An 11,130-nucleotide genomic window follows, 5' to 3' on the forward strand; every position below is an offset into this window, starting at 1 on the left:
TGACATAAATAGCTGGTTGACAGCCCCTCCCGCTCTGCGCGGACAGTCGGAGGAGTCCCTGGTCAGGGGGGCCGGAGGCCCGGTGCAAGTGACCTTTTCGACAACTTGGGAGCCTCCGACCTTCCACTTTCGCAGAATGCAGGAAAAACCGGCTTCCAAACTTGGCCCCAGACCTGCTTAACTAGTTCGAAAGCCCAACCGACCCCAACCCACCATGCTTTTTGACCAGTATCAGCCGGAGGATTTCTTCGATGAAATGTTTGCCAGCGGCTCCGATGTCCGCCCCCACTACAAAGCCGTGGGCGAAGCCCTGAATGATGTCTCCGCGGACGAATTTCGCAGCCGTCAGACGGCGGTGGAGACCGCCTTCATGCGCGGCGGGGTGACCTTCACGGTTTACTCAGACTCCCAGGGCACCGAGCGCATCTTCCCCTTCGACTGTGTCCCACGCGTGATCTCCGCCGAGGAGTGGGACGTGGTGGAGAAAGGCCTGATCCAGCGCCTGACCGCGCTGAACCTCTTCCTGCATGACATTTACCACGAGCAGAAGATCATCAAGGACCGCGTCATCCCGCCGCAGTATCTGCTGAGCGCCAAGCACTTCCGACGCGAGTTCATGAACTTCGAGGTGCCGAAAAATGTGTACGTGCACATCTGCGGCTCCGACCTCATCCGCGACCGCAACGGCCAGTATCTGGTGCTGGAGGACAACCTCCGCTGCCCCTCCGGCGCGAGCTACATGCTGGAAAATCGCAGTGCCCTGAAGCGCACCTTCCCCGAGCTTTTCCAGGCCGCTGGTGTGGCCCCGGTAGACAACTACCCAACGGAACTGCTGAAGGTACTGCAATACTGCGCCCCCGCCAAATTCCGCGGCACGGATGCTCCGAACGCCGTCCTGCTGACCCCCGGCGTGTATAACAGCGCCTACTTCGAGCACGCCTTCCTGGCCCGCCAGATGGGCATCCCGATCGTGGAGGGGCGCGACCTCCTGGTGCGTGATCATAAGGTCTTCATGCGCACCACCGCCGGCCTGGTGCAGGTAGACGTGATCTATCGCCGTATTGATGATGACTTCCTCGACCCCTCCGTGTTCCGCGCGGACTCCCTGCTCGGCGTGCCGGGTCTGGTGAATGCCTACCGCTCCGGGAATGTGAGCCTGGCGAACTCCATCGGCACCGGCGTGGCGGATGACAAGGTGGTGTACTACTTCGTGCCGAAGATGATCAAATACTACCTCGGCGAGGACCCGATCCTGCCGAACGTGGAGACCTATCTGGCCTCCGAGCCAAGCGACTGCTCCTTCATTCTGGCGAACCTGGACAAGCTGGTGGTGAAGTCCGCGAACGAGGCCGGTGGTTACGGCATGCTCATGGGCCCCTGGGCCTCGAAGGAGGAGATCGAAAGCTTCCGCAAGATGATCGAGGACAATCCGCGCAACTTCATCGCGCAGAATCCCATCTCCCTCAGCCGTCACCCTACCTGGTGCGGTGACAAGTTCGAAGGGCGCCATATCGACCTGCGGCCCTACATCCTCTGTGGTGAGAAGACCGTGGTCACGCCGGGTGGCCTGACCCGTGTGGCCCTGCGCAAGGGCAGCCTGGTCGTCAACAGCTCACAAGGAGGCGGCTCGAAGGACACCTGGGTGCTCAAGGACTAACCTCCAACCAACTGAAGAGCGCTTTTAACTTACTCTCCTTCCCCCAACCAACTTTTTGACCATGAGTCCTCCCGCCCGCGAAGAATATGCCCGGCACGAACAGGCCAACGTGATGCTAGCCCGAGTCGCGGGCAGCCTTTACTGGATGAGCCGCTACCTGGAACGTGCTGAAAATCAGGCACGTTTGATCGATGTGAACCTCCAGCTCCTGCTGGATTTCGGTGATGTCAGTGATGAACTGCTCAAGGCGCACTGGCTGCCCATGCTCCGCTCCTCCGGTGATGAAGAGCAGTTCTTCAAACTCTATGAGACGGCGGACAGCGAGAGCGTGACCGAGTTCATGACCTTCCGTGGAGAGAATCCAAACTCGCTCCTCTCATGCATTTCCAATGCGCGCGAAAACGCCCGCCAGGTGCGTGACCAGATCTCCAGTGAGATGTGGGAGGTTCTCAATGACGCCTATCTTTTCATCCAGGGTGCCAACTCCAAGCAAATCTGGCATGAAGGTGCCAGCGCTTTCTACGATCAGATCAAGCGTTACTCCCACCTTTTCCAGGGCATCACCGTCAGCACCTTTTCCCGCAACGAAGGCTTCGAGTTCATCCAGTTCGGCAAATACATGGAACGTGCGGACCAGATCACTCGCTTGCTGGACATCAAGTATCACATCCTCCTGCCCAGCGCATCCGATGTGGGTGGAGCTGTGGATACGGCGCAGTGGCATGCCGTGCTGCGCAGCGCCAGCGCCCTGGAAGCCTACCGCCGCTACTATGTGGCGGACGTGTTCTACAAGAAAGTCGTCGAGTTCTTGATCTTTGACGGCAGTTTCCCGCGCAGCTTGAAATTCTGCTGCCAGGAGATGGATCATCTCATCGAGCTGATCACCGATTCATCGCCCGAAGCCAACAAGGCGCCCGCCGTGGAGCGCTTCAGGCTCTTTCTGGAGAAACTCTCCAACCTGACAGTGGATGATATTTTCACTCAGGGATTGCATGAATTTTTGGACAGCTCCCAGGTCGAAGTCGGAAATATTGGAGGCCATCTCTACAACACCTACATGTACTTCCCACCCGTAGACCTCCAGGCGGAGATCCGGTTCCATCAGCAACAGGAGCAGCAGCAGCAGTGAGGAAAGTGAGTCAGGCTCATGGCTTGACGTCCGCGTTCATCCGTCTACTGCGAACGTCCCCCCGATGTCTGATTTAACCCCCCATTCGATCCGCCGAGGCATGCGCCTCAGTGTGCGTCATCTGACGCGCTTCGAATATGACGGCCCGGTGCTGGAAAGTTATAATGACATCCGGCTCCGGCCCGTCTCTGATCCCCTGCAACGCTGCGCCAACTACTCACTCCGTGTCAGCCCCGAGACACCGGTGAAGTCCCACTACGACTTTTATCAAAACCACGTCGCGCATTTTGAGCTGCACACGCCGCACCACTATCTCGAGATCGAGGCTAACTCCGAGGTCGAGACCCGTGTGGACAAGCGCGGCCCGGCCCCCATGGGCCTAACCTTGGATTCGCTCAATGATCCGGTGGTGGAGGACAACTATTTCGACTTCGTGGTGGAGTCGAAATTCGTGCCGCAGAACGTCGCCATCTGGCGTGAGGCCGTGGACGTGATCGGCAGCCAGGTCTCCGATCTGTGGACGGATGCCGTGAAGCTCGGGAAGCATGTCTACAATAGCTTCTCCTATGATCCGGACTGGACGCATGTGCACACGAATGCCGTGACCGCGCTGCAGGACCGCCGTGGGGTCTGCCAGGACTATGCGCACGTGATGATCGCCTTCTGCCGCAGCCAGCAGATCCCGGCGCGCTATGTGAGCGGCTACTTTTTCAATGACAAGACCGGAGATGAAAACGAGGCCTCGCATGCCTGGGTGGAGATTTTTCTCCCGCATCATGGCTGGCGCGCCTGGGACCCCACGCATGCACGCGAGGCCGATCCGCGCTACGTGAAGCTGGCCATCGGCCGTGACTATGGCGATATCAAGCCTGTGAGCGGCAGCTTCCGTGGCAAGGGATCCAAGCGCATGGAGGTGGTGGTGCAGATCCGTGACCTGGAGGCATCGCCGCAAACGGTCGAGGCGTAAAACCTGCGACCGAAATCAAGGTTGATTCCGATCTGCTATCGACCTTCTTCACCAACCTCCGCTTTTCGCTTTTATGCAAATCCGCCTCTTCATCAAACCCGGCTGCCCTTGGTGTGACGAAGCCATCGACTGGCTGAACTCCCACAACATCCCCTTCACCGCGCTGAATGTGACCCGTGATGCAGCGGCACGCGCCGAGATGCTGGAGCTCACCGGCCAGACGAAGGCGCCGAGCATCGATGTGGATGGCGAGATCCTCGCGGACTTCGGCGCGGATGAACTGGAAGCCTGGTGGAAGAAAAAGAAGTTCGCGCTGCCGTGACCTTCCGCTGGTTCTGGTCTTCTCTGCTGCTCGCAGGTCTTCTGACATCCTGTGCCACAGGCCGTCTGCAGAAGGTGCCGGAATCACCCGCGCCCGTCACATCACCTGCTTTTGCTGAAGAAGTCAGCCGCATCACCGGCCAGACCTGGACCCAGGGAAACAGCATCCGCACCTTGCCGAATGGCGGTGTGTTCATCCCGGCCATGCTCGCGGCCATCCGTAGCGCGGAGAAGACACTGACCTGGGAGAACTTTGTCGCGGTGGACAGCCAGCCGGTGATCGATTTCACCGAAGCCTTCATCGAACGTGCGAAGGCCGGCGTGAAAGTTCACGTGCTCTTTGATGCCTACGGCAGCAACACGTATGGCAAAAAGCATATCCAGGCCATGCGCGCGGCTGGCATCGACGTGCGCTTTTACAGCGGCTGGAAGCTCTACAATCCCTTTCTCTACAATCATCGCACGCATCGCCGCATCCTGGTGGTGGATGGAAAAACCGGTTTCGTGGGTGGCGCTGGCCTGGCCTATGCCTGGGACGGTGAAGCGGACGGACCGCATCGCTGGCGTGACACCATGTATGAAGTGCACGGACCCATCGTGGCGCAGCTTCAGCATGCCTTTAATGACAACTGGAAGGAAGTGGCTCGCGAGCCGGTGAATGGTCCCGACCATTTCCCTGCCCTCACGACCGCAGGTTCGTTGACTGCGCAGAGCGTGCTCGGATCTCCCAAGAAGACTCACGACACCATCGGCAGCAGCTTTTTGTTAGCCCTGCGAGCCGCGAGGAAGTCCATCGTGATCTCCCATGCCTACTTCATCCCCAACCGGCCCGTGATTGAGGCCTTGTTTGAGGCCAAAAAGCGCGGCGTGCACGTGGAACTGCTGGTCCCCGGCCAGCACACGGACATGACGCTGTGTCCCACGACGACGGCACCACTGTTGCGCAAGTTCATCGCCGCAGGCATCGAGGTTCGTGAGTTCGAACCCTGCATGATGCACGGGAAACTGGTGGTCATTGACGACCATCTCAGCATCATTGGTTCGGGGAACATCGATCAGCGCTCCTTCTTCATCAATGATGAGAACAACGTCTTCGTGCTCAGCGCCGCCTTCGCCCGCGAGCAGATGGCCATGCATGAGAAGGACAAGGCGAGGAGCCGGGTGTTAGCCGAGAAGGACCTTCATCAACCTTTCGGTAAGTGGTTGAAGGGCTGCTTTGGGCGGTGGGTGCAGCATCAGCTGTGAAGTCGCGGAGCGTCCCGGAGTGCGGTGGCAAGCGCGAAGGCGCGACACCGCTAGGTGCGCAGAGAACGCCTTCGTTGTTAGGTGGCGATGTGTGCGCACGAGAGCGGTGTCGACGATGCAAGGGTGCCCGTGCATCTCTGCCACCGCACTGCGGGACGCTCCGCGACTTCGGCATCAAACCTCACCTCTCCTTCGGCGGTCCCGCGCTGTCCCACGCATCCTCGCCACCGAGATGCTGGCGTTTCAGGTCCTCACGCAGGAGGGCCTCAAAGTTCTGCAACTGCTGGCGGGCGATGGAGATGTAGGAAGCGTCCTCGTAATTTGTGAAGTGCTTCGCCAGTTCACGCACGCTTTCCTCCTCATAGCAGCGAAAGACCTGCGTGGCACGCAGAGCCCGATGTGCGCGATAACCCAGTGCCTTCAGCACGTCCGTGCCGAGATCGAGGGCACTGCCAAGCGTGTCGCGACGGAACTCCATGACTCCGCGTGAGATCAGGGCGTAGGCATGACTGCGGCTCACGGCACGGGCGAGAATGCGCAGGTGCGGAAACTCGTGCCTAACAAGATCCACGATCTCCAGGCCCCTCGCTTCATCATCCACCGCGCAGATGAAGATCTTGGCCCTCGCCGCACCCGCCGCTTCCAGCAGATCCGCGCGTGAGGCATCGCCATAGAACGACTTCAAGCCAAACCTGCCGAGCGTCTCCACCTGGTCGGGATCGTTGTCCAAAATGGTGACGCCAAAGCCATTCGCCTGCAGAAGTCGGCCGATGATATGCCCGAAACGGCCAAAGCCTGCCAGGATCACCGGATGATCATGACTCTCCACCGCGTCGTGCTCGCGAGGCGCGCCCATCTTGGCAAAGCGGGGCTGGATGAGGCGGTCGTTCACGATCAGCAGCAAGGGTGTCAGCGCCATGCTGAGCGCGATGGCCGCGCCGAGAGGACCAGCGATGTCTGATTTCAACAAACCCTGCTGATCCGCCATGCCGAGCAGCACGAAGCAAAACTCACCGCCCTGAGCCAGAGCGCTGGCGAAGAGGAAGCTGGCGCCGCCGCCCATGCGAAAAAGGCCGCCGATGCCAAGCAGCACCCCGAACTTGAGGGCGATCAAGCCCAAGGTGAGCATCGTGATCAGCCCCGGATTAGCCGCCACGAGGCCGAGATTCAAACCGGCCCCGACGGCGATGAAGAAGAGGCCGAGCAGCAGACCTTTGAAAGGTTCCACGTCAGCCTCGAGCTGGTGACGGTATTCGCTTTCCGCCAGCACCACTCCGGCGATGAAGGTGCCCAGGGCGGCGGAAAGGCCGACGAGGTGCATGAGATAGGCCACACCGGCGACGACGAGCAGCGCCACGGCCGTGAAGAGCTCGCGCAGCTTCGCCTCGGCCACGAAGCGGAAGACATAACGCAGGATGTAATGCGCCACGATGACCACGGCCACGACAGCCCCCAGGGTGATCAGCGTTTGCGCCCAGTTTGGCAGATGGGCGAGGGCAGATTCATGGCCATGAGCCGCGCCTTCACCGGGCACAGCCCCATGCGCATGAGCCAGCCAGGGCAGCACGGACAGAATCGGGATGACGGCGATGTCCTGGAACAGCAGCACGGAGAAGCAGGCCTGTCCGCCGCGTGTGTTCAGCACGCCACGCTCCGCGAGCGACTGGATGACGATGGCCGTGGATGACATGGCCAGGATGAGGCCGATGGTCACGGCCACGGGCCAGGACTGGCCTAACAAAATGGCGATTCCCGTGACCGCCCCTGCCGTGGCGATGACCTGGAAACTGCCGGTGCCGAGGATGGGGCCGCGCAAGCGCCAGAGCAGGCTGGGGCGCAGCTCGAGGCCGACGACGAAGAGCATCATCACCACGCCGAACTCGGCGAAGTGCTGCACGTCCTCCACCCGGCCGACGAGATTCAAAAGGCTCGGGCCGATGACCACGCCGGCCAGCAGATAACCGAGCACGGAGCCGAGGCCGAGACGCTTGGCGATGGGCACCGCAATGACGGCGGCCAGCAGGTAGACCACGGCCTGAAAAAGGAAGTCGGGAGTCATGCCAGGAGTTCTTGAATGCGTTTCCGGTAGCTCGCCGCGGCGGCGGTCACCTGCTCGGGACTGAATTGATTCACGCCATGAAGGATGAAGGGATCCAGATACTTCATGCCGCAGAGGTGGGCGGTTTGGTCAAAGGGGGCCAGCAGCTCGCGCATGCTGAAGCGATTGTAACCGGCGCGGTCGTAGGCGTCTTCCGGCCCGCCGGTGGTGAGGGCGCTCATGACCCTTTTGCCATGCAGAGCGCGGCCTTCATCGCCATAGGCGAACCCGTATTCCAGCACCACGTCCATCCATTCCTTCAGCAAGGCGGGGGCGGAGTACCAGTAAAAAGGGTGCTGCCAGATGATCACGTCATGCTCGACGAGCAGCTCCTGCTCGGTCGAGACCTCGACGTGGAAATCCGGGTAGACCTCGTAGAGGTCGCGGACGGTCACCCCCTCCAGATCCTGCACGGCGTCCATCATCGCCAGATTGATCCGGGAGCGATGCAGGGCCGGATGGGCGAAGAGGATGAGGACGCGGCCTGGAGCAGGGGAGGACATGGGGAGAGAAAAAAGAGGGCTCGGAGGAGCCGGAGAGGGCTTCCCTACAGGAGACCCGGGCGGCAGGCGTGGCAAGCAGCCTGTCTGCCAGAGACAAAATGCGCGCAAAACTGGTGTTTGCGCAGACGCCTTCCCTTGCTCCTATGCGGCTCCCCAAAACTACCCCTGAAGCCCCCAATGTCCGCCCATCACGCTCAGTCCCCTGAAAGCTCCGGTTCCATCTGGAACGTCCTGAATGTCATCATCGCCTTGGCTGTCGGCGGCTTCGCCTTTTTCTGGGGTAGCTCCTTCCTCGTCGGTGGCTGGCAGGAAAGCGCTGGCGTGCGTGAAGAGGCCAAGGCCGCCCCGGCTGCCGCCGCCCCCGCCGCAGCGGCTCCTGCAGCTGCTGCCGCAACGACTACTGCGGCTCCTGCTGCCGACCTTCCGGTGGCTGAGATCACCATCAAGCCCGACACGGCCAACCCGCTGGCTTATGACACCAAGGAATTCAAGGTGAAGGCCGGCCAGAAGGTCAAACTGACCTTCAACAACACCCATCCTGCCGTGCCGCAGCCGCACAACATCCTGATCGCCAAGGCTGGTTCCAAGGACAAGCTGCTCGCCCTCGCCATGGGCATGGCCACCGCTCCCGATGGCATGGCCAAGGGCTTCATCCCCGACTCCCCGGACATCCTTTTCCACACCAAGCTGCTTCAGCCGAACCAGACCGAAGTGCTGGAGTTCACCGCTCCTGCCGCTGGCGAGTATCCCTACATGTGCTCCTTCCCCGGTCACGGTGCCATCATGAATGGTGTGATGAAGGTGGAGTAGTCCGCTGACCTTTGATTTTTGACGAATCCCACGGGACTCTGGAAACAGAGTCCCGTTTTTTTGTGCATAGGCGTCGAAGTCGCGGAGCGTCCCGATCAATCCACAAACATCATCTCATTAGCCGCCAGCAGTGCCTGCGCATACTGGGACCACGCCGCGGCATCGTTCTCACGACCATTGAGGAAGCGATGGGCAGCTTGAGCTTCGCGCTCGGTCGGAGCACGGCCAAACAACCGCGAGTAAGTGCTCGAAACAAAATCCGAACCCTGGGTCTGGATCCATTTCCCGAGCACATCGGCGCGGGTCTGCATGAAGGGGGAGTTCAGCGCGAACAAACTTTGCAGAGGGGTGATGGTCTCGGTGCGCCAGGGGCTGTGGGCGCCGGGATCTGGGACGTCATGGATGCGCAGCATGGGGTCCATGTCCTGACGGTCAGAGGCACCGTAAAGGGAGCGGCGGAGGTTCTTGGCATCGCTGATGGAGCCTGCGGGGCCGCCCTGACGGAGGTCGAGCTCACCGGTGGCGGTGAGGATGGCATCGCGCCACGATTCCCAATCGAGACGACGGCGGATCATGCGGGCGAAGAGCTTGTTTTCAGGATCAAGGCGCTCGTTTTCAGCGGCGAGGCTGCTTTGCTGCCAGGTGGCGGAGTTCAGGATCTCGCGATGCAGCCACTTCAAGGACCAGCCGTTTTCAATGAAACGGCCCGCGAGGTCATCGAGCAATTCCGGGTGCGAGGGAAGCTCGCCGAGATTGCCGAACTCGCTCGGCGTGTCCACCAAACCGCGACCGAAGTGATGCTTCCAGACACGGTTCACGATCACACGGGCTGTGAGAGGCGTGGCATCTTCCACGATGGCCTGGGCCAGCTCTAAACGACCGCTGCCAGTGCTGAACTGACGCGGCCTGCCACTCTTCGAAGGGAAGGCCGAGAGGAAGCGACGAGGCACGGCATCACCTGTGTCATTGGGGTTACCACGCTTCTGCAGTTCCAGGTCACGGGCCATGCCCATCTTGTAGTCGAGCTTGGTGCCTTTCTTCGTATCCGCCTCCACGACATAGAGCGCGGCATCCACGACGGCATTTGCCATGGCCATGTTGTAATGCGGTGTGCTGGTCTTGATGACCTCCATCCGCAGTTGCATGGCCTTCGTCTGCTCGGCGAGATTCTTGGGCTTTTTCTTTTTCAGCTCCACGACCTGCTTTTCCAAGGCGGCGACATCTTTGCGGGCTTTTTCCACTGGCTTCCAGAACTGCTCGCTCATCGTGGGAAGCTCCACCTGCTTCACGGAGGCAAAGACACCGGCGAGCGCATAGTAGTCCTGTGCGGTGACGGGGTCTGACTTGTGATCATGACAGCGCGCGCAAGCCAGCGTGAGGCCGAGAAAGGTGCGGCCGATGGCATCCACATGCTCCTCCCATTCATCTGCGACCGTCGTCTTGATGATCTCCGGCGGGAGCTGTAATTCCTTAAAGTAGGTTGGGCTGAGGCCGATGAAGCCCATGGCCACGCGGTCCTGCGGCTTTGAGTCTGGCAGATAGTCCGCCGCGATCTGACGGATGACGAACTGGTCATACGGCATGTCTCCATTCAGCGCGCTGATGACCCAGTCACGATACAGGTAGGCGTATTTGGTGGAGTCCAGCCAGTCCGGAGTCTGGTCCGTGTATCGCGCAAGGTCTAACCAATGACGCGCCCAGCGTTCGCCGTAATGGTGGGAGGAGAGGTAGGTTTCGACCTGCCGCTGGTGAGCTGGGTTGTTCGTGTTGGCGGGGGAAAGACGCGGAGACGCGGAGACTGAAGCAGAGGCGAGACCGGCTTGAATCTCCGTGTCTCCCCTTCTCCGCGTCTCCGTGTCTGGATTGGGAGGCAGGCCTGTGAGGTCAAAGGCGAGCCGACGACTCAAAGTGGCATCATCCGCACGCGGAGCCGGCTTCATGCCAGCAGCTTCCAGGCGGGCGAGGATGTAGAGATCGATGCGCGTGCGCGGCCATGCGGTGTCTTTGACCTTCGGGGGTTCCACGCGGCGCAGCGGGGCGAAGGACCACGGCACTGGCTTGGGGCCGTCATCCTTCGCCACGACCGATCCGGTGAGGGCGATGATGGCGAGGAGCCTGGTGGCACGACGCGGGAAAATCATGGTTTTGTATACAGACGGCGGAGGGCTGGGCTTTCAGGGGATGAGGGGGGAGGCTTTGGATCGTGCAGAGGACCAAGCCAGACTCAAAATGCAGGGATGGCATTGAAGTCGCGGAGCGTCCTGGAGTGCTCCAGTCCTCTGGAGCTTTCCGACGGAGCGGGTGGTCTGCGAACTACGGAGGGAGAAATGACCTTGGTCGACTTTCGCAGACAGCTTTCGCGAAAGTTCTCGTTAGTCCTTCGAGAGCGCCGGAGGGCCC

Annotated in this window: 9 protein-coding genes; 6 read left to right on the top strand and 3 right to left on the bottom strand. The window is 60.6% G+C overall.

Translation table 11 applies throughout. The annotated features are described in order from the left end of the window. Positions 1 to 214: 214 nt before the first annotated feature. The 5 genes from BGE01nite_RS14150 (at position 215) to BGE01nite_RS14170 (ending at position 5,319) form a co-directional block, all read left to right on the top strand. Positions 215 to 1,657, top strand: a complete 1,443-nt coding sequence (locus BGE01nite_RS14150) for a circularly permuted type 2 ATP-grasp protein (protein ID WP_146851129.1) — start codon at positions 215 to 217, stop codon at positions 1,655 to 1,657. Between the two features lie 61 nt (positions 1,658 to 1,718). Next, positions 1,719 to 2,786 carry an alpha-E domain-containing protein gene (locus BGE01nite_RS14155; RefSeq protein WP_218032988.1) on the top strand — a complete coding sequence of 356 codons (1,068 nt, stop codon included), beginning with the start codon at positions 1,719 to 1,721 and terminating at the stop codon, positions 2,784 to 2,786. A 100-nt stretch (positions 2,787 to 2,886) separates the two neighbouring features. Further along, positions 2,887 to 3,753, top strand: coding sequence for a transglutaminase family protein (locus tag BGE01nite_RS14160; protein WP_170266788.1), 867 nt, complete (start codon positions 2,887 to 2,889; stop codon positions 3,751 to 3,753). Between the two features lie 73 nt (positions 3,754 to 3,826). Then, complete coding sequence (locus tag BGE01nite_RS14165) at positions 3,827 to 4,075, top strand: glutaredoxin family protein (protein ID WP_146851131.1); 249 nt, start codon at positions 3,827 to 3,829, stop codon at positions 4,073 to 4,075. Then, the gene (locus BGE01nite_RS14170; RefSeq protein WP_170266789.1) at positions 4,045 to 5,319 is read left to right on the top strand and encodes a phospholipase D-like domain-containing protein; all 1,275 of its coding nucleotides are present in this window, start codon (positions 4,045 to 4,047) and stop codon (positions 5,317 to 5,319) included. Before BGE01nite_RS14165 ends, BGE01nite_RS14170 begins: the two co-directional genes overlap by 31 nt. Positions 5,320 to 5,500: 181 nt before the next feature. Here the strand turns inward: BGE01nite_RS14170 and BGE01nite_RS14175 are convergent, their stop codons facing one another. Together BGE01nite_RS14175 and kefF are read right to left on the bottom strand one after the other, a co-directional pair. Then, on the bottom strand, positions 5,501 to 7,378 hold the full coding sequence (locus BGE01nite_RS14175) for a monovalent cation:proton antiporter-2 (CPA2) family protein (RefSeq protein WP_146851133.1): 1,878 nt from the start codon (positions 7,376 to 7,378) through the stop codon (positions 5,501 to 5,503). After that, a complete protein-coding gene (kefF, locus tag BGE01nite_RS14180) occupies positions 7,375 to 7,920 on the bottom strand; it encodes a glutathione-regulated potassium-efflux system oxidoreductase KefF (RefSeq protein WP_146851134.1) in 546 nt (181 codons plus the stop codon). The genes BGE01nite_RS14175 and kefF overlap by 4 nt, the downstream gene beginning before the upstream one ends. A 177-nt stretch (positions 7,921 to 8,097) precedes the next feature. Here kefF and BGE01nite_RS14185 point away from each other — a divergent pair, with 177 nt between their 5' ends. Beyond that, on the top strand, positions 8,098 to 8,730 hold the full coding sequence (locus BGE01nite_RS14185) for a plastocyanin/azurin family copper-binding protein (RefSeq protein WP_146851135.1): 633 nt from the start codon (positions 8,098 to 8,100) through the stop codon (positions 8,728 to 8,730). Between the two features lie 95 nt (positions 8,731 to 8,825). Here BGE01nite_RS14185 and BGE01nite_RS14190 read toward each other — a convergent pair whose 3' ends face one another. Further along, positions 8,826 to 10,871 (bottom strand): DUF1549 and DUF1553 domain-containing protein, encoded by a 2,046-nt coding sequence (locus BGE01nite_RS14190; RefSeq protein WP_146851136.1) that lies wholly within the window; start codon positions 10,869 to 10,871, stop codon positions 8,826 to 8,828. Positions 10,872 to 11,130 lie beyond the last annotated feature (259 nt).

The sequence above is a fragment of the Prosthecobacter gellanilyticus genome (assembly GCF_007992435.1).
In the GTDB taxonomy this organism is placed as follows: domain Bacteria; phylum Verrucomicrobiota; class Verrucomicrobiia; order Verrucomicrobiales; family Verrucomicrobiaceae; genus Prosthecobacter; species Prosthecobacter gellanilyticus.

Excerpts from the sequence above, each read along its gene's own strand:
- BGE01nite_RS14150 (WP_146851129.1), top strand. The coding sequence starts at position 215 with ATGCTTTTTGACCAGTATCAGCCGGAGGATTTCTTCGATGAAATGTTT.
- BGE01nite_RS14155 (WP_218032988.1), top strand. The coding sequence starts at position 1,719 with ATGAGTCCTCCCGCCCGCGAAGAATATGCCCGGCACGAACAGGCCAAC.
- BGE01nite_RS14160 (WP_170266788.1), top strand. The coding sequence starts at position 2,887 with ATGCGCCTCAGTGTGCGTCATCTGACGCGCTTCGAATATGACGGCCCG.
- BGE01nite_RS14165 (WP_146851131.1), top strand. The coding sequence starts at position 3,827 with ATGCAAATCCGCCTCTTCATCAAACCCGGCTGCCCTTGGTGTGACGAA.
- BGE01nite_RS14175 (WP_146851133.1), bottom strand. The coding sequence starts at position 7,378 with ATGACTCCCGACTTCCTTTTTCAGGCCGTGGTCTACCTGCTGGCCGCC.
- kefF (WP_146851134.1), bottom strand. The coding sequence starts at position 7,920 with ATGTCCTCCCCTGCTCCAGGCCGCGTCCTCATCCTCTTCGCCCATCCG.
- BGE01nite_RS14185 (WP_146851135.1), top strand. The coding sequence starts at position 8,098 with ATGTCCGCCCATCACGCTCAGTCCCCTGAAAGCTCCGGTTCCATCTGG.
- BGE01nite_RS14190 (WP_146851136.1), bottom strand. The coding sequence starts at position 10,871 with ATGATTTTCCCGCGTCGTGCCACCAGGCTCCTCGCCATCATCGCCCTC.